The organism is Candidatus Wallbacteria bacterium (assembly GCA_028687545.1).
Taxonomy (GTDB): Bacteria; Muiribacteriota; JAQTZZ01; order JAQTZZ01; family JAQTZZ01; genus JAQTZZ01.
In genome coordinates this window covers 16,395-41,892 of record JAQTZZ010000030.1, presented here as the reverse complement: position 1 = coordinate 41,892, position 25,498 = coordinate 16,395, and the positions used below count along the sequence as shown (strand labels likewise).

At 47.3% G+C, this 25,498-nt stretch carries 18 protein-coding genes; 3 read left to right on the top strand and 15 right to left on the bottom strand.

Annotated elements, in window-relative coordinates; translation table 11 throughout:
* Positions 1-5: 5 nt before the first annotated feature.
* From PHW04_12435 to PHW04_12425, 3 genes are all read right to left on the bottom strand, one after another.
* On the bottom strand, positions 6-137 hold the full coding sequence (locus tag PHW04_12435) for a hypothetical protein (protein MDD2716691.1): 132 nt from the start codon (positions 135-137) through the stop codon (positions 6-8).
* A gap of 126 nt (positions 138-263) precedes the next feature.
* On the bottom strand, positions 264-1,280 hold the full coding sequence (locus PHW04_12430; protein MDD2716690.1) for a hypothetical protein: 1,017 nt from the start codon (positions 1,278-1,280) through the stop codon (positions 264-266).
* Positions 1,277-2,248, bottom strand: coding sequence for a hypothetical protein (locus PHW04_12425; GenBank protein ID MDD2716689.1), 972 nt, complete (start codon positions 2,246-2,248; stop codon positions 1,277-1,279). Before PHW04_12425 ends, PHW04_12430 begins: the two co-directional genes overlap by 4 nt.
* A 93-nt stretch (positions 2,249-2,341) precedes the next feature.
* Between PHW04_12425 and PHW04_12420 the strand changes: the two genes are divergently transcribed.
* Positions 2,342-3,847 carry a HEAT repeat domain-containing protein gene (locus PHW04_12420; GenBank protein MDD2716688.1) on the top strand — a complete coding sequence of 502 codons (1,506 nt, stop codon included), beginning with the start codon at positions 2,342-2,344 and terminating at the stop codon, positions 3,845-3,847.
* Position 3,848: 1 nt separating this feature from the next.
* A complete protein-coding gene (locus tag PHW04_12415; protein MDD2716687.1) occupies positions 3,849-5,858 on the top strand; it encodes a hypothetical protein in 2,010 nt (669 codons plus the stop codon).
* Positions 5,859-5,978: 120 nt separating this feature from the next.
* Here PHW04_12415 and PHW04_12410 read toward each other — a convergent pair whose 3' ends face one another.
* The 11 genes from PHW04_12410 to PHW04_12360 all read right to left on the bottom strand — a co-directional run bounded on the left by PHW04_12410 (position 5,979) and on the right by PHW04_12360 (position 23,046).
* Positions 5,979-7,298 (bottom strand): type II secretion system protein, encoded by a 1,320-nt coding sequence (locus PHW04_12410; protein ID MDD2716686.1) that lies wholly within the window; start codon positions 7,296-7,298, stop codon positions 5,979-5,981.
* A 15-nt stretch (positions 7,299-7,313) separates the two neighbouring features.
* Positions 7,314-8,078 carry an RNA methyltransferase gene (locus PHW04_12405; protein MDD2716685.1) on the bottom strand — a complete coding sequence of 255 codons (765 nt, stop codon included), beginning with the start codon at positions 8,076-8,078 and terminating at the stop codon, positions 7,314-7,316.
* Entirely contained in the window at positions 8,075-10,468 is a 2,394-nt protein-coding gene (locus tag PHW04_12400; protein ID MDD2716684.1) for a tetratricopeptide repeat protein, read from the bottom strand. The genes PHW04_12405 and PHW04_12400 overlap by 4 nt, the downstream gene beginning before the upstream one ends.
* Positions 10,465-11,553, bottom strand: a complete 1,089-nt coding sequence (gene prfA / locus PHW04_12395) for a peptide chain release factor 1 (GenBank protein MDD2716683.1) — start codon at positions 11,551-11,553, stop codon at positions 10,465-10,467. The genes PHW04_12400 and prfA overlap by 4 nt, the downstream gene beginning before the upstream one ends.
* Before the next feature lie 37 nt (positions 11,554-11,590).
* Complete coding sequence (locus PHW04_12390; protein MDD2716682.1) at positions 11,591-12,394, bottom strand: purine-nucleoside phosphorylase; 804 nt, start codon at positions 12,392-12,394, stop codon at positions 11,591-11,593.
* Positions 12,395-12,530: 136 nt separating this feature from the next.
* Positions 12,531-12,920: a response regulator transcription factor gene (locus tag PHW04_12385; GenBank protein MDD2716681.1), complete on the bottom strand. Its 390-nt coding sequence runs from the start codon at positions 12,918-12,920 to the stop codon at positions 12,531-12,533.
* On the bottom strand, positions 12,907-14,418 hold the full coding sequence (locus tag PHW04_12380; GenBank protein MDD2716680.1) for an ATP-binding protein: 1,512 nt from the start codon (positions 14,416-14,418) through the stop codon (positions 12,907-12,909). Before PHW04_12380 ends, PHW04_12385 begins: the two co-directional genes overlap by 14 nt.
* Entirely contained in the window at positions 14,411-19,897 is a 5,487-nt protein-coding gene (locus PHW04_12375) for a tetratricopeptide repeat protein (GenBank protein MDD2716679.1), read from the bottom strand. Before PHW04_12375 ends, PHW04_12380 begins: the two co-directional genes overlap by 8 nt.
* Positions 19,894-20,463, bottom strand: coding sequence for a DsrE family protein (locus PHW04_12370; protein ID MDD2716678.1), 570 nt, complete (start codon positions 20,461-20,463; stop codon positions 19,894-19,896). Before PHW04_12370 ends, PHW04_12375 begins: the two co-directional genes overlap by 4 nt.
* Before the next feature lie 131 nt (positions 20,464-20,594).
* Positions 20,595-21,206, bottom strand: a complete 612-nt coding sequence (locus PHW04_12365; GenBank protein MDD2716677.1) for a class I SAM-dependent methyltransferase — start codon at positions 21,204-21,206, stop codon at positions 20,595-20,597.
* A gap of 109 nt (positions 21,207-21,315) precedes the next feature.
* On the bottom strand, positions 21,316-23,046 hold the full coding sequence (locus PHW04_12360; protein ID MDD2716676.1) for an SH3 domain-containing protein: 1,731 nt from the start codon (positions 23,044-23,046) through the stop codon (positions 21,316-21,318).
* 202 nt (positions 23,047-23,248) lie between these two features.
* Between PHW04_12360 and PHW04_12355 the strand changes: the two genes are divergently transcribed.
* The gene (locus tag PHW04_12355; protein ID MDD2716675.1) at positions 23,249-25,012 is read left to right on the top strand and encodes a hypothetical protein; all 1,764 of its coding nucleotides are present in this window, start codon (positions 23,249-23,251) and stop codon (positions 25,010-25,012) included.
* 28 nt (positions 25,013-25,040) lie between these two features.
* On the opposite strand, the gene PHW04_12350 is transcribed toward PHW04_12355, so the two are convergent.
* Positions 25,041-25,403, bottom strand: a complete 363-nt coding sequence (locus PHW04_12350; GenBank protein ID MDD2716674.1) for a response regulator — start codon at positions 25,401-25,403, stop codon at positions 25,041-25,043.
* Between the last annotated feature and the right edge of the window lie 95 nt (positions 25,404-25,498).

Here is a 25,498-nt window from a genome sequence, read left to right as displayed (position 1 = left end):
AACATTCAAAAATCAAGTTCGTCGAATTTTGTGGTGTGCAGCCAGAAGTTGTAGGTAAGCCGTGATTTGTGGCGGGTCCTGTCCTGTGGAAACTTTTTCTCTTCTTCGCAGTAGCTCAGATGACAAAAAGTTACCACTGGCCACCCCACAAGGTTTTGCAGATTTGATCAGTAAAATTCGCCGGACTTCCGCTACATATTAACATACCGACTTACAAACATACCAACTTCAAGCAGAGTTTAAGCGATTTCAGGTAACAAATCTCAAAAACTCGCTTTAACTGAAAATACGATTTCATCCCCATCATTCATGGCCGTCGTCAGCAGGACCTGAGATGTCAGCTTTCTGCTGCACCTGTATTCCAAACCCAGGGTATAAAAATCGTTCAGCACATATTCAATCCCCCCGCCCCGGTAAGATCCGCGATTAAGCAAGTCTTTATAAACATGTGCACTGGCTGAAACAGTCTGTGTGATTTGAAATCTGGGATTCAGGTAGCAGGCTTTGTCGCCTGTATCGTTGTTCCTGTAACCTTCGGCCATCAGATAAAGGCTTCTGCCGTGCACATCAAATGTATAATCCATTCCCAGGACTGAAATCAGCTGCCTGTGAGGCGCAAAAGCAAGATTCAGCGGCTGATTGAGATCAACATGCTTGAGGGCCAGTTCACCCCAGATCCCGACTTTGACCTCACCCTTGAATTCCAGCACCAGATCCCGGGAGGATAAATGCAGGTCAGGCATGATTGGGGAAAGATCGAGGTGATGAGACAGCAGATTCAGCATGTATTCGAATCTGCCTCTGGTGAAAGTATAGCGGCCTGCCTGGTCATTGTGGCAATGGTCGCGGTCGGTTGTAACCAGTTCCAGGCGCGAGGTCTGGCCAAGACTCTGTCTGAATTTTAAAGCTTTGACACCATCCCGTTCTTTTTTGGGGTCTGTCAGATCCGGCAGCGTAAAGATGTCTGCAAAGTTGAAGACAAGAGGGATACCCCAGAAGATCCGCTGTTTTCCTGCCACATAAGTGCTGTCTCCCCGATAGCATTCCAGATAAGCCCTGTCAAGGCTGAAATTTCCGTCATCGTCATGATAATAACTTTTCAAGGCAATCTGTTCATAGTGATTATTTCCGGTCTGAGAAAGATAGAGTCTGGACAGATTGTCGAATTTTTCGTGGCGGCAGTCGCTCAGGCGGAAATCACTTTCAGAATCCAGCTTCAGTTCCAGACTGAAGACTGGAATCAGATGGAGAAACAAGAAAAAAACGAGCAGCTGTTTCATTTGTTGTTTTGCAGGAAGTTTAGATATCCACTGCTCAGAAATTCCGGCCAGTCTCCAAAGCGCAGGATCACTATGGGAAGGCCAAGTTTCAGGGCTTTGGCGAGAAGCGGAATATTCACTGTTCCATCCCGCCCCGGCCCCATTTCATTGCAGACAGGCTGGAGTCCGGTTTCTCGGATCAGGAATCCGACAGTCTCTTCCAAAGATTTTGGATCGGAAATGTACCAGTGAAAATTGATAAAATCGATTCCGGAATCGCGATAGATTTTCAGCAGTTTCCTTCCTCTGTCCAGTATTCTGACCAGTTTTTCACGGCTGCTGCCTGTTGCAAGCATTTTTTGCTGCTCCGGATTGAAGGCGCGAAGAGCGAAATCCTTTGCAGCTCTGAGATCCTCAGTACCCTGATAATGGTCCCAGACCAGTTCTGAAATGAATGAACTTGAAAGCCCACCGTTTATGCACTTGATGCCTCGGCTGTGTGCGATTTCGCAGGCAGCTTTGAGTACAATCGAATATTCGTCAGGCGTACCGGGGAATGATTCCAGAGAGTCTTCCTCATTTTCCACGCAAAGAACAAGGGGTCTGTATTTGTCGAGGAGCTCACAGAGTTCTTTTTTGAAAGCATCTGACGCCCCGGTCTTTCCGCTTTTTATGGTCAGGATCAACTTGAATCCGGCGTTCCGGAAAAGACCGGCATCAGGCTGATCCCCATTCCAGTTCTGAAGATTTATCGCGGCTGGGCGGACAAATTTTATCTCATGTGTCCCGATCATGGATGCGATTACTGTTTCATTAGTGGCGGAATTGTCGACGATCATCAAACCAAAGGGTGAGGCAGGGAATGAGGATGAAGAGGAAGAGCCTGCAGAGAAAAGAAAAAATATAAAGAAAAAAGACGGGATGAAATATTTTCTGTAAACTGACGCTTTACTGATTGCTGGGAATCGGACAATCTGCATGAGAATCATGGAATTATATTATCCAATAAATCAATAGTGTTCAACTGTCTACCATGATTCATGCTATTTGAAAACACATTCAATTCATGCTAAATTCATATTATGGCTATTAGAAGTATCAGGGATCTGAAGATTATCAACAATCTGCGTGTGGAATTCATTCGCAGGAAGATCGATTTTACAAAACTGCGCTTGATGTGCGAGAACGGCTATGTCACGATCATTGGTCAGGTCGCTTTTATCGACGGGCAGGAGCGTTCAGTTTCCAAAACCGTCCAGGACCTGGATGTGCTTGATAAGAACCTCAGGAAACTCGCTTACATCAAATACGTCAAATATTATTTTGAAAACTGGCAGCGCGACGAAGACGGGAAATGGCATCAGATCAGCGAAGAATCCGCTGCCGGGAAGATCAAGTACTGGCTGGAAAACCTGATTGTCAAGCTGTCTGAACCGGAATTTCGAAAGAACTTTCTGGAAAGCCAGAAAGAAACCAACCGCCTCACATCATTTCTGAAAAGCGATGATGTGGAAATCAGGCGTTTAACGATCCGGGCCATGATAGAGATCGGAGACAGCCGTTTCTTCACTCATTTGATCGACATGTATTCGACTGAGAAGGATGAATCAATCCTCTCAGAATTGATCCTGGCAATCGGAAAGCTGGGTAAAGATGATTCGATCCATCTGCTCAAGAAACATCTTACTGGTGACAACATCGAGATCGTCCTTTCCACTATCAAAGCTTTGGGAGCTACTGAAAGCAAAACCATTGTACCCATACTGCTGCCGCTTTTATCCTCTGCCAAACCTGAGGTGAAAGCCGAAGTAGTGAACGCCCTGGCCAAGCTTGGTAAAGAAGAAGTCCTGCATGCCATCGAGGAAATGCTGGAATCTTCCAATGTCCAGATGCGCTTGATGGCCATTGAAGCCCTGTCAAAAATGAAATCCGCAGTGGCCAGCCAGCTTCTGCGCAAGGCAATGTCTGACGGGAATTCCGATGTGCGCTTCAAGGCAGTGCTGGTGCTGGCGAGGCTGCCGGGCAGCGACTTCACACAGGATTTTCTGGCTCTGCTGGAGAGTGAAAAGAACGAATACGTAAAAGCTACGCTGGTCAAAGCCTGTGCCAAGAGCGGCGGCCCGGCAGTGCTTACCGCGATCATCCCGTTCCTGTCCGACAAAGACGGACGCGTGCGTGCAAACAGCATCGAAGCCATGGAAAAGATCGTGACCAGGGAAAATCGCGACCAGATAGTTGAATCAGTGCTGCCATGCATCGAAGACGAAAATAACAGGGTCAGGGTGAATGCCATCAACCTGCTGGCCCAGATGGGTGAAGTACGCTTCACTGACAAACTCTTCCACATGCTTCGTTCACCTGACCCAGTGCTGTTTTCTTCCGCCTCCTACGCACTGTCCGTTAAAGCGGATGCCCTGGTCGTGCGGCGCCTTTTTGATGAGCTCATGACCTCTCCTACCCCCGTAAAGTCCGTTGTGATAGATACCCTGAAAAAAATCGAGCAGAAAGTGCCTGAACTGGTAAAACTGCAACTCGATGTAGTGAAAAAAGAGCTGAAAGAAATCAATTTACTGCTGGCTAAATTCTGAAATGCGCTCGATTTTACTGTTATTCTTTTGCGCGACCGCGCTTTTCGCAGGAGATGAACTGTTGCGGCAGGCTGATGAATATTCGTCCAGAGGCGAAGATCAGAGTGCCCTTTCCTGTTATCAGCAGTTTTTCGAAGAAGAGCAGAACCCCGTTTTAAAATGCGTAGCAGCCCAGCAGATCGGCCGCATCATGACTATGGTGGGGGAGATCTCCCAGGCGATCTTTTATTATGAGTACCTCAAAACAAACGGGCAATCTGTGGAAAAAGAGCTGGCTTTAACGGAGCTCTTTCAAATCTATCTTTCCCTGGATGAACTTGACAAAGTTGAAGTTTGCCTCAAATCATTGGGCTCGTCTCCATTTTACGCCCGCTATGCAGGGCAGTTTTATGAAAAAAAAGAGGATCCTGCCAAGGCTTTAGAGAATTACGAGAAATTTTACCGGATCACAAGAGACAGAGTGATGATCGCCAAAATTACCGAGCTTTACAGAAAACTGAATCTGCTGGATGCCAGGATCGAGTCCTGGAAGTCTGAGAGCAATAATTTTCCGGAATTGTACATGTATCTTCTGTTTACCCGCAATCCTGAGGAAAGCCTGACTTTTTTCGAACAGATGTCAGTTCAACAGATCAGCGCTGAGTCAGCTGATTATTTTCTTACCCTGTGCTGGCAGGGGGGAAAACTGCAGCTGGCTGAACGAGCACTGTCAGGGCTTTCGAAGCGCACGATCGGCATCGGTTATGACTGCCTTAAATTCAAGCAGGCAGTGATCAGCCAGAAATACGAACAGGCTCAAGCCGTGATTTCCGGACTGCTCGAAGAATACGACAGGGTCCGGAAGGAAGGACCGCAACTTTATTCCAGCCTGAAGGCATGCGTTTCGTTCCTGAAGGCAGTAGGGAACTATGACCTTGCCACCTGGATCCTTTCAGGAATTGAGAAACGATTCGGGGAACAGCAGGAGACACCTGAATTTTTAGCTCTGGCATCTGATGTCGACGGTTTCGCTGGCTGGCTGTTAAAAAAGCCGAAAGTTTCCTGGATTGGCATTTTAACAGAGTTCAGGCATTTCTTTTCCTCTGAAAAATGGGCAGACCTTGGATCTGCTTTGACAACCGGAAAAAGCCGGAGTGATCAGGAATTGTCTTTATCCCTGGAAATGCTGTTTGACCGGACAGAATGGAAAACTGACCTTGCAGACTGCAGCCGGATCACACCTGGAATTGCTTCTCTGATCGGCCGATTCACCGAAGAAGTGCGGATCCGGATTTATGAAAAAAATCTGGAAAAGGTCACCAAAGAACAGAAAATTCAGTGGCTCCTGGAATTAAAAAAATTCTATGCCGGGCTGGACAGGGATCAGGAAAAAAGATACTGCGATTTGTTGTTCGAGAATACGAATGACAAGAAATACCTGAAAGAAAAAGCCATTCTGTCTTATAAGCTGGAAGGTGCAACTCCTCCTGCAGACATCTGCAGCACTGCTGAAATCGGCAGAGTCTCAGCTTTCATAACAGGCAGTTACACAGAAGAGGTACAATCTCCGGCGGGTGAAGACGAATGGGCAGCAGCTTCCATGTTCCAGACTGACAGAATAAAGGCACTTGAGAATTTACGGCAGGAAGTGGCAACAGGAACTGCCAGTAACGATCAACGCAGGCTGTATCTTTTCATGGTCCTGAGGAGAGGGGTTAATCAGGGTAACGGAGAGCAGGAGAAAATGTTTGACAGGCTTCTCTTTTTAGGGAATGCTGGTTATCGTTACTTTTTTCAAAAGGAAATTACGGCTCTAGGGGATCTAAGCCTGGACCTGAAACTGCTCTCTGATTTTTACATCGGGACAGCAGAAATCTCTCTGGAGATTTTCAACTGTTATCCGGAACCATTGAATGAATTTGTGATCTCCAATCTGTTGAACTCCGGAAAAAAATTATCCGACGGAGTTATCAAATCCGTCGTTGATTCGAAACAGAAAAGTTTTTATTCAAGCAGATTACTAGGAAATTGATGGTCAGAGCAGGAATATTACTACCATCAATAGAATCGTGATTGTCAGAAAAGCAAAATCTTCCAGCTGTTTCATGAGATGTTTATCGGTAAATCCGGAGAAGAATTGAGAACTGATCCTTTATTCTCTGTAATAAATGAACGGAGTGTTAAAATCACTGTCACCCAGTAAAAACGGACCACTAGCTGCTCCATGTCTTTCCGGACAATATGTCCAGGAAGCGCCGGAATCGAGGCTGTGGTAAAGCCTTACCGAGGTTCCGCCAGTGGTGGCTGTAACCCAGTATTCCTGGCCCACCAGATAAATACAGACAATTTTGCCATATGTACTGGGGCCGCCTGGCCAGAGTTCAGCCAGATCTTTCCACTGCTGGTCAGCATTGTCGAAATACTGGTGTTCTCCGGAACTGCCCTGGACGATGATCAGGTCTTCGAACAGCCAGGCTTTACTGATGCTGCCGGACTGGATTTGTTTCCAGTCATTGATGCCTTCCCTGCCGAATGGTATGTAAGAGTTTCTGGCTGCGTTTTTTTCAAGGTGGTAGAGACCTGAACTGCCATAGCCGTAAATTTCGGTGCTGCCCTGGAGGAAATGCTGAAAATTACCCGGGAAATATTGCTCCAGGCGGTTACCAGTAGTCAGGGAATGGATTTCCAGGGTGTCGGTTTCCCAGAGCATGTAATTGTTAAAACAGGCGTCCTGGTAGAGGACAGGGGCAGAAGGAGAAGAGCCGTAATCTTTATACATCTGATAAGTAACAGCGCCATCAGTTGTGAAAAAAAGCCTGCTTGAACTGTCCATAAACCAGGCGATCCCACGGCTGATCAGGCAGGACTGTAACATCAATCCGCTGTAACGGAGGTCGTTGTTTTCAGGACTGAAGCTGAACAGTCTGTTGTCTCCTTCGTTGACAATGAAAATTCTGCCTGCATTAAGCTGGGGGTACTGCAGGTTATTGAAAAATCCCGGATTTGTCATGGGTTCCGGCAGCGAGGCTGTATCAATCAGCAGCGAAAATGATTCCCCTCCAGTACTGGACAGCCAGACTCCGGCATAGCCTCTGCCGTTCTGCCCAAAAGCATAGAGCCTGGAAAATCTGAATTGCTCCCTTTCATTCAATAGTTGAATTGTACCATCCTTGGCATATAGCACTGAGGCAACTTTGTAATTCAGGATTGTATATGGGACTCCCCACGGATCGAATCGTTGAGTTGAACTGAGCGATTCCAGCGGAAGATCAGTCAATTCCAGAGGCCATTTATCCATGTGATTGTGATAGTCTCTGATCAGGTCTGCAATTCTGGAAAGTTCAGCCTTGGCCCTGGAGTGCCTGGCATGATCGAACATGATCTCAAATGAAGCTATCAAACCTGCTGTTATGATGGAGATGATCACCATCACCATCACCAGTTCGATAAAACTGAAAGCCTTCTTGTTCATCAGGAAATTATAACATTAATTCTTGAGGCAAGCCATTTTTTGCCTGAGCAGTTCATATCCGATGATGGCACAGGTATGTGCGGCGTTAAGTGATTCCATCTTTCCTGTCATTGGAACGCGGGTTGAGCGATCGCAGAGTTCGAGCAGTTCCTTCGATAAACCTCGGGCCTCATTCCCGATCAGCAAGGCGATCCTGCCTGTCAGATCGCAGTCCCAGATCGCAGCCTCAGCTTCCGGGTCTGCCGCGATCACGGAATGGGTAATTTTCATAAGTTTGATGCATTCCCGGGTCTCTCCGGCATAAACAAAGGGCAGAGCCGCGATGCTGCCCAGGCTTGCCCGGATCACTTTCGGGTTATAGGCGTTGACAGATCCTGAGGAGAGAATCAATCCTCCGATGGAAAATGACTCGGCAATCCTGAAGATGGCTCCAAGATTTCCAGGGTCCCTGAGATTATCCAGAATGAATAGTTTTTCACAGGCAAGCAGAGACTCCAGCTGATATGAAAACTGGGGGAGCACTCCTGCCAGTCCCTGGGAATTTTCTACAGCAGAGACTTTTCCTGAGAACAGTTTGTCAGGCAGGACAGTGAGGTTTAAATGAGAATATTTCTGCAGAAAATCAGTTTCAGAAGAAGCTGCACTTTCTGAAATGAGTAAATCAGGACTGCTGCCGTATTGAATTGCCTGTTCCAGGCAGCGCTTACCTTCCAGCAGAAAAAAATCAACCAGACGCGGGTCTTTCCGGTAAGCTGCCAGTTTTGACAGAAGGAGGCTCATTGAGGAGCCGGGGGAGGGACGACGGCTTCAGCCGTTCCCGGTTGCGGGGATGATAATCTTTTATCGATCACATTCTTCAGTTCCTGCGATTTATCGAAATTCGGATCATAGATCAGCGATTTTTCGATGTTTTCCTTGGCCTTGAGTGGATCGTTCAGGTAGAAATAACAGGCAGCAAGATTGTAAAGGATTTTACCGCGTTTTTCGAGACTGTCCAGATGTTGTTCCCAGTAAGGTATTGCCTTTCTATACTCGCCTGCCTGAAAGAGGAGGGCTGCAATCCGTTCATCGTAGAAAAGGTCGCGCGGGAATGAAGGAGCCAGTTTCTCGACTCTATCAGCCTTTTCCTTGGGTGACAGTTTCATCAGATCCCAGGATTCCATAAAAGCCGCAAAAATCCCGTTCTTTTCCTGATCATTTGCTGAGGGAAGATATTTTTCCAGATAAGGAAGGCTTTCATTGTATTTTCCAAGCTGGTAATAGCATCTGGAGATAATGAACAATGCTTTGCTGAGAGCAGCGTAATTTTCCGAATCACGGCATTGCCACTTTTCGATCTGGTCGAGATAATTAATGGCAACCTCGAAACTTCCCTTATTGAAGTAATAATTTCCCAGCTGCAGATAGCCGTCTGCGAAGCGGGGGATGATCAATACTGATTTTTTCAAGTATTCTACAGCTTTTTCCTCCTGGCCTTTCTGGAGATAAATCATGCCAAGCTGATAATAATTAAGATTGTTGGTGCCGTATTTCAAGGCAGTATTCAGAATTTTTTCCGCGTTGTCGATGTCGTGTTTATAGAGATATGCCATTCCATACCAGTACCAGAGTTCCTGATCGTGGGGTTGAAGTTCTGCGGATTTTTCGAAAAATTTTACTGCGTCGTCCGGTTTCTGATAATGCACAAGTGCTACATAACCGGCCTTCAGATATTGGTTTCCCACCAGATAGTTTATCGAATGCTGCTGGATCCATAAAAAGAAAGGAATGAAAAGCAGAAGCTGCACAGGCACCAGTAAAGGATTGAATTGAGGTGTGGGAACTTCTTCCTCCCGCATCAGGACTTTTTTATTATACATGACCGCTGTAAAAGCGAGCAGCAGATAGAAAGTCAACTGAGGGGCATCCCTGCGGAAAGGGAAATTTGTGAGCGCATCACCGAGCACTCCCAGCACACCTCCGAGAAAGCCCATGTAGAGAAACAGATTTGCCTTGTCATGGCGCATCAGGCGGATGATCTGATACAGAAAAACCGCGATCATGCCCAGAAAACCGCCAAAACCATACAGACCAAGTTCGTAAAAATTTTGAACATAATCGTTGTGCGAGTGCTGGAAAGCGACTCCGTAAAAATACCACTTGTTGAAATTGTCCTGGGTTTTGTAAAATTCACCCTGATTTTCAGGATAAAGGACTCTGAATGAGGAATATCCATGTCCAAAGACAGGATAATTCATGGATTCGCCGATAGCGATCTGCCACATCATGAAGCGGGCATAAATGTTGATACTTTCATAAAACCTGTTCTTGACATAACCAAAAATTGAATCAAGACCCTTACCTGACTTCTGCCCGAGTGTGTCAGAGAGAACAAAAAGCAGTCCTGAAGCGACCAGGATGAAGACCATCGCAAAAGCTATGAATTTTCCGGAAAACAGACGTCTGAACATCTTTTTGTCGAAGATGATCAGAGACGTGGTCATGAAGATTCCTGAGATCATCATCGCCACCCATGAACTCCTGGCAAAAGCCAGGAGCAGGCAGGTGAAGATGATGATCGACATGATCAGACTCGGGATCATGACCCAGGGTTTCCGGAATTTATAGAAAACCAGCATGATCGCGAGGGGGAAAGTTGCCGCCAGGTAGGGCGACAGGAAATTCGGATTGCCGAAGGTCGAAAACACTTCCATTTTACCGACATTGCCCTGCACTTCGCCCACATGAAAGAAGGGATCAATGTGAAAATATTGAGCCACTCCGTATAGCGCTACCAGGCCTCCGGAGAGAACCAGCAGGTAAACGGTGTTATTGATGGATCTCAGGCTCCGGAAGTTGTAAAACGTCAAAAGCATCGCTGCCAGGTAGACGAAAATTTTGAAACTGGCATCAATTGAGTATCCAATGTTGGGTGAATTGTACCAGGAAATGATCATCCCGCTCAGATAGATCAGGAAAGGTATCAGAATCGGATTGAATTTCCGCTTCCCGAATCCGATCGAGATTTCCTTGCAGACCCAGATCCACAACAGGATTGGAACCACGAGACCCATGAAAGCTTCTTTAGGAAGCAGAAAATTAATTTTCGTGTTTTTTAAAAAAATCAGCGGAACCATGAAGGCAAGAATGTAAATGCCGAATTCGATTATTTTTTCATATATCAGAATCATTTTTCTCTCCCTTGCGTATTTATACTGAATTCCTTCAGTTTTTCTTCCTGTTCCGCTTTGATCAGCGATTCGAAAAGTTCGTCCAGATCTCCTTCGAGAATCTGGGGAAGGTTAAATAATGACAACCCTATTCTATGATCAGTCAGCCTGCTCTGGGGAAAATTGTAGGTTCTGATCTTTTCGCTTCGGTCGCCGGAACCCAGCTGCTGTTTCTTTTCCCTGGACATTTTCTCATGCTCTTCGGCCTGCTTTTTTTCCAAAAGCCTGGCCCTGAGAATTTTCATGGCCCGCAGTTTATTCTGAAGTTGTGAACGCTCGTCCTGGCAGGACACGACAAGTCCGGTAGGAAGATGAGTGATCCGCACAGCGGTTTCCAGTTTGTTGACATTCTGCCCGCCTGCTCCGCTGGAGCGGCAGACATCTATTTTCAAATCCTGAAGATTGATTTCAACCTCTACTTCTTCGGCTTCGGGCATCACCGCAACTGTGACTGTGGAAGTGTGGATCCGGCCTGATGCTTCGGTAGTAGGCACACGCTGAACCCTGTGTACTCCGCTTTCGAACTTGAATCGGCTGTAAACAGACTTGCCTTTCAACCCGAAAATCACTTCCTTGAAACCACCGAGTCCGGTAGTGTTTCCGCTCAGAACTTCAAGCTGCATCCCGCCCTTTTCGGCGTATTTATTGTACATCCTGAAAAGCGTTCCAGCGAACAGTGCCGCTTCTTCACCGCCTGCTCCTGCCCTGATTTCCATGATGATGTCGCGGTTGTCCCTGGGATCTTTGGGCAGTACAAGCAGCTTCATGATTAATTCCAATTCATTCTTCCGCCGTTCCAGGCCGGACATCTCTTCCCGGGCTACTTCCCGCAGTTCGCGGTCCTCGGAATCCAGGAGTGACCGGGTGCTTTCCAGATCATTGCTGACTTTCCGAAATTCCCTGAGAGCCGTGATGATTTCCTCAAGACCTGATCTTTCTTTGGCGATGCGCTGGAATTCTGTCTGATTCTTGATGACCTGCTCTTGTGTCAGAAGCTGGGTCAGTTCCTCATATTTTATTTCCAGTTCTTCAATCCGTTTCAGCATCTGATACCTCAATCTAATTCAGCGGAGCAGCATGGCATTAAAGGCTTGAAATCAATGTAGTAACCAGCTTGGCAAAGTAATTTTTGCTCTTGCGGCCCGTCTCCATTACTTCCTCATGAGTTGGGATATAATTGCCAAGCGTCTTGTTGGTGATAAGAGAGATTGCCAGAATATTGGCGATCCCGGCATGGCGAGCCACGATTGCTTCCGGAACAGTCGACATTCCGACTGCATCAGTGCCGATATGCTGAAAGAAGAGAATTTCAGCCTTGGTTTCGTAGCTTGGTCCCGTGGTATAAAGATAGACACCTTCCCTGAGTGGAATGTTTTCTTTTTCTGCGATATCGCGAGCCAGAATGCGGAGGCGTTTGGAATAAAGGTTGTCCAGCGGGACAAAACGCTCGCCAAGCCCTTCCGGCAAGCCTATCAGAGGATTGGGTCCGTGATTTATGTGATCTCTGAGCAGCATCAGATCACCGACTTCGTAGAACGGGTTGATCCCGCCCGCTGCATTGGTAAGGATCAGGTTTTCCACGCCGAGATTCCTAAGCACGCGGATCGGGAAAGTCACCTCCGGCATGGAATGGCCTTCGTAATAATGGTACCTGCCTTGCATCATCAGCACTCTGACACCCGACAACTTGCCTGATACCAGTTTTCCTGCGTGTCCGGGTACAGTCGATTTTTTGAAATGAGGGATGTCCTGATAGGAGATGGACTTGGATTCTGCTGCTTGTTCTGCGAGAAAACCAAGTCCTGAACCAAGGATCACGGCTGTTTTGCCGATCGGAGAGAGTTTCTCAGTAATAAAGTCTGTTGCTTCCTGAATGGATTTCTTCATTTTATGTCCCCATTTCCCATGATGCAAGGTAATCGATCTTTCCGGAGGTCAGAGAATCGATGGAAATGTTACATTTATTTTCAAGCATTTTCCAATCTTTCATGACCGTCATACCATCAAAACACTGTTCTTGCTCTTAATTTTCAGGAATCGGTTCGTCCAGGGCTTCCTTGACTCGAAGTTTGAGGATCCTGATATCCACGGGTTTTGTCAGATACGACTTGATGCCAAGCTTCAAAGCCTCCAGAACGAGATCTTTGGAGGAGACTGCAGTGATCATGATTACCGGCAGGACGATCCTTTCTTTTCTGAGCTGCTTCAACAGATCCACACCCGAGCCGTCGGGGAGGCTGATGTCAAGAAGCATCAGGGCAGGTTTAGTTTGGATAATTGTTTCATAAGCACTGGCGATATTTTCACAAGTCAAGATTTCATATCCCTCGTTTTTCAGTGCTTCTCTGAACAGAATCCTGATATAACCTGCATCGTCTACGATCAGTATTTTTTTCTGCTTAGGCGGTTGCAACTGCTTCCTCCTTTTTCGGAAAACGGAATATAAAACCTGTGTTTTGTTCATCACTCTGCACTTTGACAATTCCGCCCAGAGCATCGCAGAATTTTTTTACGATCGACAATCCAAGTCCGGATCCCCTTTGTTTGGTTGTATAAAATGGCTGGAACAGCTTTTCCACTTCTGAATCCGGTATCAGAGGGCCGTTGTTTTCAATCCGTAATTCCCAGCCTGATTCATCTGAGATGGCGCTGAAATTCAAGAGCCGGTCCGATTTTGTCGACTCTTCGAGAGCATCGAGGGAATTCCAGAAAATATTCAAGATCAATTCCTTTAATTTACCGGGGTCTGTGGCTACTACAGTCGTCTCAGGGATTTCGATTTTCAGTACGACATTCTGTGATTTGAGTTTGGGCAGGTATGGAAGGGTCAATTCATTGATAAATTCTGACAGCTTGATGTTCTTCCAGACTATCTGCAGCGGCCGGGTGTAATCCAGTAGATTTTCCAGCAGACTGCTGAGATGCTGGGATTCGTTTACAACGAGCCTCGCGAATTCCTTTTTTTCAGGAGAGAGGGCTGGATCTTCCAGGAAGAGCTGCGTGAAACCCTGGATCACCTGCAGAGGATTCCTGATTTCATGGGCGATATGCTGGGAAATCTCCCCAAGCTCCCGCAGCCTCTGTGACTGCCACAATTTTTCCTTGAGTTCCATGATTTCCGTGATATCTTTGATCAGAATGATCCCGCCTGTGTCTGATACAAGATTGAAGTTCGACTGGGACAAGCCGAGATGACGACCGCCGTTCTTGATTTCAAAAGTCCGTCCTGGATTGTCGCTCAGGATTTTCAGCTCGACACTGGAAAAGAAATTTTCAATGTTGCAGCCCTCCATGCCTGAGGAACCTAAAAATTCTTCTGCCCTTCGATTGGCATAAAGGATGATGCCTTCACTGTTGCTGACGACAACGCCGTTGCTCATTTCTGAAAGTATTTTGCGGTTAAAGGAGTAAAGCTTGCGGTGCCGCCTGATGACCTTGCTCAGGTAAAAAAATTCGGAGATCTGGTTGGCAATCAGAATCAGCATTAAATGGTCATCAGGGGAAGAGTGACTGAATTCGCTTGAAATGATCATCATTCCGAAATATTTGTCTTTAAGGTGCAGGGGCTCGAAAAAAATCAGTTCCCGCTCGCCTTCCTCCTGAAAAACGAAAAAAAACTTTTTCTCGAATTCCACGTAGCATTCATCTTTACCCTGGAGCCATTCTCTAAGCCTCTCAAGATTCTGAGCCGTAATCCGTTCGAGGAGTTGACTATCCAGATTGAAGCTGAAGATGAATTTCTTCCGTTCTACTGCAGCCTCGCCGCCCACGATGCCGAAGCGCCTGATGCCGAGTTCGGGAGCGATGTTGTCCCTTAAGTAAGAAAGCACAGTCTGGATGTTCAGGCTCTCGACGAAAATCCCATGCAGTTTGTTGATAATGGAGTAGTTTCTGTAGAAAAGGTCACTCACTTATTTTGCCCTCATCTCTCATGCGGTTGAGCGCCTCCCGGGCGGAGTCGCGGTAACTTTCCTGCGGAAAGGTGTTGATAACGTATTTATACTCTGCGCTCGCTTTGAGGTAATCCCGGTATTCCACCTCATAAATCCTGGCGATTTCCAGGGCTGCCTGGCCGGCGGAATCGCTCGATTCATTCAAGTCGATGAATTTTTGATAGGTCTTGATGGCTTTGTCAAAATCCTTGAGCTTGTTGTGATAGATTTCCGCCTGATCAAGCAGGCTTTTCTTTCCCTCTTCTGTGAGAGCGAATCTGTCGGAAAGTTCAGACAAAGACTCAAGCGCCCGCTCGTAATTCTGCATATAATTTTCATACAGGTCAGAAAGCAGTTTCAACCCGTTCAGCGAGGAATTCTGGTCTGAATATGCCATCAGATAATTTTTAAGATGTTTTTCGGCTCTCTGGTAATCCTTGGTTCTGTCTCTGGCTGCTTCAGCGATCCTGATCTCCAAGTCCGGCGGCCAGTCAGTCCGCGAATAATCCCGGGTGATCCCTTCCATTTCGTTAACTCCATTCTGATCCTCTCCGATGTCGAGATAAATCTGCGCTATCTTGAGGCGGGTCTCGGCCCCTGCTCTGGTGTTCAGGAGTTCTTTCTCGGATTCGCGCAGTTTCTTGATTTCATCGTAATAGGATTCGAGTTCTTCCTTGGGAATAATTTTCCTGGCTCTGGGTTTTTCAGTGACTTCCTCGCTGGCTAATTTTACGACCCTGAATTCCTCCCATTCACGGGGTTTGTAAAGATCAGGATAATAACGGATGAACTTGAGCCGGGCATCGTCTGCCAGCTGCTGGTTGGAAAGGCGGAGGGCAGCGATGCGGGCGATCTCTTTCTGTGCTGTCACAGCACTTCTGTTTTGATGGAACTGGACTACGATCTGACGCAGGAATTGAATCGCCTGCTCAAAGTTTCCAGCTTTTTCTGTCAGAACAGCGGCTTTCTGCAGCACAGGAATCACGATTTCCCCATTGCTCGGATCCTTGTATTGCGAGAGGAATTTCTGGATGTATTCAAGGGATTTGGAAGGATCGACCGATTCCCAGATTCCTGCGGCTTCAAGATCCAGCAGCGGTCCGGATCCGGCACCCAGTCGCCGGTATTTTTCCTCAAGTTCCGCTGTGGCGATTTCCGCTTCCCAGCGTTTTGAGAGTTTTTCGCCGTCTTTTTCGAGACCGCCTGTGGCCAGATCTTTTTTCAGAAGCTGCAGAGCCGAATCTTTGTTTCCGGATCGATAGAGACAGACAGCGGACAGATAACTGATCCGCGCCGCACTGCTGGTATCTTTCAGACGATTGAGGAGATTGAGCAGGATGTCGTATGACCTGAAAAAAGTTTCAGCTGCGATCAGCTCGTCCAGCTTTGCAAGGAGCTTCTGGCGGAATTCGGTGTTCAATCCGCAATCCAGGGCTGACTGGGCTTCCAGCACTGCCTCGTCCGGGTCTTCCTGCCAGTATGACTGGCTGAGGAGATAATGGCAGCGGGCCCTGGCATTTGTTTCCAGTGTATCCAGTTCCTGTGTCAGGAAATCCCGCAAAGTTGCCACATCCACCAGTTCGGCCATTTTTTCCACCAGATCCAGAGTTTCCAGTTCGGCTGTATGCTTTGCAATCTGGGCTGCAGCGAAATGAAAAGCTCTAGGATAGTCTTCAAGAGGGTCCTGGCATTTCTTAATAATTTCCAGGAATTTTCCTTCCGCCTCGAGCGTATCAAGTGATGCCCTTACATCAAAACGGGATTTCCACTGCGACAGTTCTTTGGGAATGGCAAAGGCGGACTGGGTCGACAAGGTGCTGTACAGCTTCTCGAATTCGGCTCCCCTGCCTGCAGTGTAATATGCCCTCAATTTCTCCAGCTGGATCTTGTCGCGGAAAGGGGAGGAGCCAGGAGTGGTATTCAATACGATGTCAAGATAGGAAACTCCGGAGTCGATGTCGTTGAGATCGTCTATATACAGCCTGGCGATCCTGTGATTGATTTCAGTTTCGAATTCATTTCCCGGATTGGTGGCCTGGAATTCACGGTACTGATGAATCAGTTTTTTTACATCGAGCTTTGTAAGCCTGTTTCCTGCTTCCCTTGATTCAGCTGCTGCAGGGAATCCAGAGACAAGAAGGTTGTAATACTTTGCCGCGCTGTCGTAATCCTGATAAAAATCTTCGTAGATTATCGCTGTTTTAAGGTAATAGGCAGGAATTTCCGGGCTGTTGAGGTTGAAATCGATGAAGTGCAGGTACTCGTTGAGTTTTTCCCCTTCCGCAAGTATTGCTATGCGGTCGCTGATATCTTTGATTTCTGTCGATGACACTTCGACGGACGTCAGCAGGGCTTCTTCATACTCAGTTTTAGCCGCATAAAAATCCGAGAAGAAAAGGTCGAGAATTTTGCCCTTTTCCCTGTGGACCTTGAATTTTTCCGCGCTGGTCAGCTGCTCTGCTTCCAGAAGATCGAAATATTCGACTGCTTTACGGTAATCCTGGTTTTCCAGACTTGTTTTGGAGAGCTGCCAGAGAATCGGCTTGCGGTCTGCCGGATTGGCTGAGAGGATTTGCAAGAGAAGCAGTCTGGATTTTTCAGCATATTCAGGATGCTGTCCAAGCAGAATGCTTTCTATGCCCAGCAGCTCCAGTTTCCTGGACTGATGGTCTGCGGAAACCTTTTCTACCAGAACGTCGATTCTACCGGTGTCGTCGGTTTTCAGCATCAGATCGGAAAATCTGCGGAAAGCGTCCGTGAAAGCCGGGAAGTCAGGGTAGCTGGTCAGTACCAGAGCCATCAGATCGCCGGCTTCCTTGGTGTCATGAGCAGCCAGATAGGATTCGGAAGCTTTCAGAAGGTATTGCGGACGATCCTCAGGGTTGGAACGATCAGCATATTTTTTCAGATATTCTGCTTCTTTCCCGAAATTTTCCCGCTCCCGATAGAAGTTGGCAAGTTCAAGGTATGAGCCGGTTGTCTGGGAGGCATCTTCCATCCGGCCGAGTTTGTCGTCACGTGTTATTTCATCACTGACAAAGGACGAGACTGCCGGACAGCGCAATTTTTCGGAGATTTCCTTGAGAGCCGCTTTATCCTGCTTTTTAACCAGGGACTGGAAGAAAGCCGCTTCTATGGTGTCGGGAATGTAGCTCGAAAGATTAGGCCAGCTCTGAATTTTAGTCTTTCCGGCGAGATCTATGCAGAGGGAACTGAAGCGCAGTTTGTCTGAATCACCGCTTTTCTGCCTGATTTCCGAAAGAATCGTCCGGCAATTCTGATAATCTTTCAGGTCGTCTCGATAGGCAGAGAAGATTTCCCAGCGGAGCTCACTGATCCGGTCCTTTAATTCATCCTTCTGTTTCTGCTCAAGCCTGACAATGTTCTGTCTCAGAAACTGCACCAGCTGGCTGTTCTGATGCTGCAGGCGGTAAATGCTGCAGATTTTCAGGAAAATGTCATGCTCGGTCGTGAAGTCCTTCATGTAATATATCTTCTCGTAGTATTCAATGGCTTTATCATATTCGCCGAGTTCTTCATGATTCTGAGCCAGCTTCAGCATGACTTCCCGCTGGTCTGTCCGGTTGCCCTGAATGGCATTCTGGCCGGAGCTGATTTCTTCACGGCTGCCGATTTCGAGATAATGCTGGTAAGCTTCGTCAAAATAGTCGCTCATTACGTTTTTTGTGATCAGTTCCTGATAGATGGATTTGGCGCCGTTGAAGTCCTTGAGCTTCTGTTCAAGCAGCAGTGCCAGGTTGAATCTGACTCTGGCCTTGACGATTGATTCAGGCATCAGAGACAGGCCTTTGCGGTAAATTTTTTCAGCTTCCCTGTAATTTTCATGCACCTGCACCAGTATATTGGCCAGGCTCAGCACAGCGTCATCCAGGAAGATGCTGTCCGGGTATTTATCGAGGATAAGATAATAGCACTCCAGTGCCTTCTGATAATCCAGCAGGAAAACCTCATAGATTTTTCCGATTTTGTATTTGCAATAATCGGGATGGAAAGGGGATTCCTTCAAATACTGATTGAGCATCTCGAGGGCACCCTTGTAGTCCGAAAATCCCGAAGACAGTATATCTGCGATCCTGAGACGTGCGTCGCCCGATTCAGGAGAAGCCGGATATTTTTCCACCAGTTCCCGGTAAATTTTCAGAGCCCGGTCATTGTCACGAGTCTCGTAAACCTTTAAAGCTTCATGCAGAAGCCGGTTCGGTCCCTGCTGCGCAAGCCTTTTTTCCGACAAAGTCCCGATTTCCGAATAGAATGGGTCGACTGACACGCGCAGTTCGTGATAGATTCCCAGGACTTCAGGACTGGAGCTTTGCCCGCGGGATTCCAGCAGCAGGGCCAGGCGGTATTTTGCCTGCAGATACAGTTCGTCGTGCTTCCCGAGTAATGCAATCAGGGAGCGGATGGATTTCTCGGCCTGGGCCTGGTCTTTGAGAAAATAAAAATAGATCAGGCTTTCCAGGTAGATAGCGTCGAATTTGAATTCCCGGGTTTCCTTCAGTTCTGAAATAAAATCCAAAGCCGTGAAATACTGTGACTCGTGAAATGTTTTGAGATAAGCAGTGAGCAGGGCTGCTTTGGGGTAGTCCAGGCTGGATCTGGGGATTTTTTGAAGAATCTTGAGAGCTTCAGGGAATTTATTCAGTTCAAATCCGTAAATCAAGGCCTGATTCAGCAGACCCCATGTGTAATATGGTGATTTCAGCGGGATTTTATCGATCGAAGTCAAGACTTCATATGCCCCAAAGAGATTGTACCCTTTCCGGAATCCGGTAAGATGTTTTATCTCTTCCCGGTTTTCAGGAAATTTTTTCAGAGCTGAACGATAGAAACTTACGATTTCAGGGAATGTCACCATCTGCAGCATGTAAAAATCAGCTTTGATTTTGAGGGCTGTTTCGTATTCCGGATTTTCCTTGTATTCATTAAGGAACTGATTGATATGCCTGGTAAAGTCCTCGATTTTCTTCTGCATCAGTTCCACTCTGGCTTTGCCGAGCAGAGCCCGGCCGTTCAAGGTTTTATCAGAGCTGCTGTCAAAGAGGATCTGATCAAAAAGCCTGCCTGCCTTACTCAGTTCGCCGTTGTAATATGCAAGCAATCCCCGCCAGTAGTAAAGCTCCCGCTGATTTTTGACATTCTCGATGCCGCATCTGATCCGTTTCCCTTCTTCGGCAGGAATCCGCTCCAGTTTTTCCTTGAGCTTTTCAACTTTCAATTCAGAGCTGTCCAGGATTTCGACTGTGTCCGCGATTTCTCCAGTGTTCGTGGTTTCAAGTGTGCCCGTGATTTCGCTTATCGGCAGCTGAATCGTGATTTTAACCTCTGAGGTATCAGCAAATGAAGCAGCTGGGAGCAACAAAAAGAAAAAGAAAAAGAAGGCCTGAAGCGAGAGAGTTCGTCTTTTTACTTTCAGCCTTTTACCTATAACCGTCCTCATAGACTGATTACCCGCTTGACCTGATTGAAAACCTGGATAATGTCTGCCATGTTCACAATTTTACCTGTCCGTATCCGTTTGGTCAGATCATATGCTTCCAGTGAAGTGCGGCAGCAGAGTATCTTCAATCCTTCGGATTCAAGTTCCTGAAGCATCTGAAGAATCGGGGAACCTTCTGTGACCAGTTTTACTGCTCCTGAGATGAAAATGAGATACTGGGGTTTGAGAAAGGACGCCAGCAGGTCGAAGAAAAAGCTGCAGAGCAGGGTGTCGCCAAGTGCTTCAGGAGTATCCCCGATGTACGGGGTTTTAAAAAGATAGGCTTCGTTCTGAAGGTTTTCCTCTGGCAGCCAAAGATCGCGGTCCAGGCTGGAGTTGATCTTGACATAAAAGCCCCGCTCCCGCTCACGGATCACAGTAGTGAACCCCAGGCCGGAAAGCCGCAGTTCAAGAGTTCTGGCTGAGCGCTGGTCAGTGACTACGAATCCCTGGTAAATTCCGGAATCAAGGCATTTTTTCAGAAAGGTGTCATCGCCGGGAAGCTGTTCGAGACGCAGAAAACTCATATATATAGAGCCTGTATTTTCAGTTCAAATCCGGCGGATCTGCTGATCAGACAAACATCAGCTCCGCCTGAATTATGGTTTTCAGATATAATATCAGTATGGAGATTGGATTTCAATAGAATGGCACGAAATCATCCGCTCAGTCGCGCCCTGATCGCCGCGAAAACCGGGAACTCGCTGGTCATTTCAAAAGCCTTGGGATTGATTTTTTCACCCAGCTGATCAGGCTGAGGCTCCAGCAGTTTCTCCAGCACAAATCCGCAATCGTTCAGTCCTGTGGTAATTTCTTCGAAAGTGTGATGAAAAGAGGGAATAGTCCGGCCAAGCATTTTCCAGGAGTATTCCCTGTGATCGAAGTAATTGCCTGGCACGAATTTTTTCCCGTTTTTCAGCTCCATTATTTCGTGTACAGGGTGATGAAACGAAAACACGAATGCTCCGTTTTTTTTCAGCACCCGGGCCGCTTCAGAGAAGAAAGGCCGCAGGTCCTTGAAATAATGCATCAGCAGGCTTGCTGCGACCAGATCGAAGGCTGATCTTTTCAGGGGCAGGGAAGAGGCGTCAGCCAGGATAAACCTGGAGTCAGGGTTCTCTGATCTCGCGATTGAGAGCAGCTTTTCAGACAGGTCTACGCCTGTCACTCTGGCTCCCATGCTGGTCATTTCTTTAGAAAATACCCCTGAAGCGCAGCCGAGTTCCAGCACTTTCAGGCCTGACAAATCCGGCCCTGTCAACTGCTTCATGGCAGGTATATCAATGAAAATATTCCAGAACCCGCACTCAGGATCATGCCGCTTGCGGTGATAGTCATTGCCAAGGCTGTCATAAGCTTCACGGATGCGTTTGATGTTTCTATTTTCCCAGCTGATTCTTGTATTTGTCGTAAACCTTGTTCTTTGTCTCGTCGTCCACCCGGTAGGCCTTAAACGGGCTGAACGAGGGCTTGAAATTCGCTTCCATCCATTTCCAGTATTCGGTCTTGTCTGCATACATGTCGCAGCGGTGCTTGGGCGTGCCGTTGAAGTCGTCTGCCCCGCCTGTGTCGTGCGCGAACCAGTAACCGTCGTGGGTTTGCCCGTTTGGAAGCTTCAGACCGCGGGATTCTGGGATGAAATACACGCCTTTATACGGCATTTCATTGCGGTTGACGGCCAGGGTGTGGAACGGGACTACCCAGTAACCGGTGCAGGTGATGCCCAGGCAGCCCTGGGGAGCAACCTGGAATCGCTTGTTGGAGACAAAGGAGCAGGTGCGTCCGTCCTTGATGATTCCGCTGCCTTCCATGCAGAGGGCTGCGAAAAATCTGCCGCTGGTGGTGGCTATCTTTTTGCCTTCAGGAGTCAGGATGTCCTTGCGTTCAGAACCATTGTAATTATTCCCATACAGGCTGCCTGAAGTCGGGAACCCTTCTTCACGCTCAGTGAAATAATAAGTCGGCTTCTGATCATCGATTCTAGTGAAAGCCGAAAGATCAGGCGGGATGTCGATCTCGTCAGGTGCGACCGGGTTGTCGTCATTGACAGGGACAGTCGGAGTGTAATCAAGGGTGACCAGATTTACATGGATATAACCCTTGCGCCCGTCAGGGATGATTAGATTGAACCATTTCCCGCTCTCGCCGATCACAGTGACTCCTGTGCCGTTCGGCAGTGCCGTGATCTTTGAATAGGAGGTGCCTGGACCGGTTCTGACATTGGCTCCGCTGGGAGTGGTGATAAATCCCTTGTGGGTGGCACCCGCATTCAGCCCAGAGGAGGAAATCCTGACCAGGTCTTTGTGGATATAGCCGGTTCGTCCGTCTGCGATCTTTGCCTGCAGCCAGTCGCCCTGGCCTGAGATGATAGTGATTCCTGTAAAATAATCCAAAGTGCAGATTATCTCAAAATTCATTCCAGGTCCCAGGCGGAAATTGGCGCCATGCGTGATCACCCTTCCCTGGACAGGAGAGCTCAGATCAAGGCTTTTCGGTTCCAGGAAAGATTTGGCTGTCAATGCCACAGGTTCGAATCTCAGAAACATGGAATGGACATAGCCCTGCAGGCCGTCCTGGTCCTGAACGAGAAACCAGTTGTTTGAAGACGAGATGATGCTGACCGCAGTATCTTTTCCGATCACAGCAGCTGCTGTGCCGGTCAGATCCGGCTGATCAAGCAGCGCCACATCTGAAACAATCCAGGCTGAAATCTTAGCGTTGCTCAGATTGCAATCCGCGGCCTTTTCAGTTCCTCTGGCAATCCGCTTGTCAAGCCGGGAATTGAGTCTGCTGAACGCCTTGTCGCGGAAAATATCCTTGAAATAAACCGCTCTGGAAACTTCCATGGAATCGCAGATATAGCCTAAGGCGATTGAGCGGATATCGTCATCATCGCTGAGCAGATTCTCGATCTCTCTTCTGGCTGCATCTTCCTTTGCGAGCAGTTCGCTGAGCCCTGCATCCTGGTCAGGCTGGGTGGTGAGGAAGCGCTGGTATACGGTTCTGTTCTCGACAGCGTCGGCATACTGGTTGAGTGCGTCCAGAACGCCTCTCGCCTGAACCGGCTGGAATAAAACGCAGATTAAGGCAAGAATCAGAATCTTTTGCATACTCCCCCCAAACCCTTGATACGTTAATTATATTTAAAAATCCGATATTTTCAATGAAAATTCAATGAAGAGATGGAAATGTCTCTGTCTTCTTTTATCCTGTAACAATAGTTTTGCGGAATATTTTCCGAAAAACAGCGGGATCTGAATATAATTCGAAAAAGTAATTTTTATGAAATTCAGTTGATTGAGGAGGATTTCTTTGAAGAACTTAGCGGCGTTACTTTTCTTTTTACTTACAGGTGCAGGCCTTGTTCAATGCGCTGTTTCAGGAGGCATTGGTCAGGCAATTTCCAGGGAGTCGGCTGAATATCAGAAAGGCTATCAGGAAGGATTGTATAAAGGCCAGGCCGAAGGACGCGATGCCGGATACACTGCAGGGCAGGCTGCAGGCGACAGGCAGGGGAACACGGACGGCTGCAATGCAGGTTACAATGCCGGTTACAACAAGGGAAATACCCAGGGCACAAGCGCGGGTTATGCCCAGGGCATTCAGGTGGGTGCAGAGGAAGGCAGGAAGGAAGGCATTAAAGACGGGATCGAAGCAGCCAAAAATCGATGTTACAAGGAAGGCTATGCTGAAGGTTATAAGACAGGATATGCGGAAGGTTACGAGGAAGGCAGCCATTCCAATGCTTTTGACCTGGGTTATAAAAAAGGCCTGGAAGACGCCCAGAAAATAGAAACAGAAAAAGGGCTCAAGGCCGGCTACAAGGCCGGTTTTGCCGAACGGGAAAAAGAGATCAGGGACAAGTTTTTTGAAGAAAACGGCACCAAACTGGAAACATCCTCTGCCGCAACTGATGGGAGGAGCGAAAACCTTGAACTGAAAATGCTTAGAAATACCCGCACCCAGGCTGAGCGGGACGATTATGCAAACGGCTACAGCGCAGGTTACAGCGCAGGTTACAAGCCCGCATATGACAGCTCTTTCCAGGATACCTACAATTCAGCCTACAGACGAGCCTATGACATCGGATACAACAACGGATACGATACAGGCTACAGGGAAGGATACAAGCATGGTGAGAGTGATGGATACACGTCAGGATATCATGTGGCCTTTGATGAGGAATACGAAAAATATTACAACATAGAGGCCAAGAAGGATTACCCTGAAAAAAGGGAGCAGGGAAAAAAAGACGGACTGAAAACCGGACATGAAAAAGGGTACAAAGCTGCCTATGACAAGCTCTATCATGAAGGCTACGACAAGGGTTATCAGGAAATAGCCCAGGCCTGCTATGACAAGGCTTTTGCGCAGGGCAGACTCGAAGGCATTGAAAAAGTTCAGAAATTCTATGATGAAAACGCAGTGCTGGAGCTTTTAAGTGCCACTGTCCGCGACAGCAACAATGACGGAGTATTCGGTAACGGGGAAAAAATAACCCTTAAGGCAAAGATCGCCAATTTCGGATTTCAGGATTCAAAGGCCATAAAAGTTGAGATATTCTGCACTGAAATGGAGCTGGACATGGTTGATTCAGTCAGCATGAGCCCTGTCAAAGCCAGGAAATACGGGAGCGTCAGCAGTGCAATCGGCGATGTTGACATCACTTTTGAAAACGATAATTTAGGGGAATTCGAACTGACCTTCATTCATAATGGAAAAGGTATCGTCTCCAAGAGCTTCAGCATATCTCTACAACCCAAGGGGGCTTCAGATGAAGAATCCATCAGCCCCGAACTCAGCGGGAAATTTCAGAAGCTTCTCAAGGCCGGCAGCATGATGGCACAGGCACTGGAAATTGCTGAAGCCGCGAGAGTAACTGTTCCACAGGACGCCATGATCGGGTATAACTATCTGAAGGCAGCCTGCGATCAGGAAATGTTAAAAAACAATCCCGGTCAGGTAATGCATTGCATGGATCTGGCAGTAGATAAAATCCGGAATTCTCTAAATGATGCTCCACCGGAAATTCAACAGATTTTATCGCAAACTCTGCAGGAACTCAGCAATTTATAGAAGTTGAGAAAAAGATTGAAAAGCTTGGTCAGATAAGTTTTTCAATCTTTTTTATTATTTCTTCAGGCTGACAAGGTTTAATCTGGAAATCTGAGACCCCCAGTTGAGCTGCGTGTTCCCTAACAGTTTCAAATGGCAGGGCAGAGACTAATATTACAGGGATCGACATGGTGGCAGACGACAGTCTCAATTTTTCATGAACCGTATAAACGCCTCCTGCCGGCATTTTAATGTCAAGGAGGATCAGATCCGGTTTTTCTTTGTGTGCCAAGGCAACACTTTGGATGCTGTCTGCTGCTATCACAACTTCATACCCTTCGGATTTCAGTTTGGCCATGATCAGTCTCGCAAAATCCAGGTCATCGTCGCAGACCAATATTTTTTTTGGCATTAAAGATCCCCCTGATTTGGATATCCTGAAAATCATCCTATTGAACATTGAGGCTTGTGTCAACCATATAATTCCTTCGGATTGAATCCAAAATC

What these genes read in the sequence shown, in the direction of transcription:
- PHW04_12360 (MDD2716676.1), bottom strand. Translation starts at nt 23,046, where the DNA reads ATGCAAAAGATTCTGATTCTTGCCTTAATCTGCGTTTTATTCCAGCCG.
- PHW04_12390 (MDD2716682.1), bottom strand. Translation starts at nt 12,394, where the DNA reads ATGAAGAAATCCATTCAGGAAGCAACAGACTTTATTACTGAGAAACTC.
- PHW04_12420 (MDD2716688.1), top strand. Translation starts at nt 2,342, where the DNA reads ATGGCTATTAGAAGTATCAGGGATCTGAAGATTATCAACAATCTGCGT.
- prfA (MDD2716683.1), bottom strand. Translation starts at nt 11,553, where the DNA reads ATGCTGAAACGGATTGAAGAACTGGAAATAAAATATGAGGAACTGACC.
- PHW04_12400 (MDD2716684.1), bottom strand. Translation starts at nt 10,468, where the DNA reads ATGATTCTGATATATGAAAAAATAATCGAATTCGGCATTTACATTCTT.
- PHW04_12410 (MDD2716686.1), bottom strand. Translation starts at nt 7,298, where the DNA reads ATGAACAAGAAGGCTTTCAGTTTTATCGAACTGGTGATGGTGATGGTG.
- PHW04_12350 (MDD2716674.1), bottom strand. Translation starts at nt 25,403, where the DNA reads ATGCCAAAAAAAATATTGGTCTGCGACGATGACCTGGATTTTGCGAGA.
- PHW04_12430 (MDD2716690.1), bottom strand. Translation starts at nt 1,280, where the DNA reads ATGAAACAGCTGCTCGTTTTTTTCTTGTTTCTCCATCTGATTCCAGTC.
- PHW04_12405 (MDD2716685.1), bottom strand. Translation starts at nt 8,078, where the DNA reads ATGAGCCTCCTTCTGTCAAAACTGGCAGCTTACCGGAAAGACCCGCGT.
- PHW04_12365 (MDD2716677.1), bottom strand. Translation starts at nt 21,206, where the DNA reads ATGAAGCAGTTGACAGGGCCGGATTTGTCAGGCCTGAAAGTGCTGGAA.
- PHW04_12415 (MDD2716687.1), top strand. Translation starts at nt 3,849, where the DNA reads ATGCGCTCGATTTTACTGTTATTCTTTTGCGCGACCGCGCTTTTCGCA.
- PHW04_12375 (MDD2716679.1), bottom strand. Translation starts at nt 19,897, where the DNA reads ATGAGGACGGTTATAGGTAAAAGGCTGAAAGTAAAAAGACGAACTCTC.
- PHW04_12425 (MDD2716689.1), bottom strand. Translation starts at nt 2,248, where the DNA reads ATGATTCTCATGCAGATTGTCCGATTCCCAGCAATCAGTAAAGCGTCA.
- PHW04_12370 (MDD2716678.1), bottom strand. Translation starts at nt 20,463, where the DNA reads ATGAGTTTTCTGCGTCTCGAACAGCTTCCCGGCGATGACACCTTTCTG.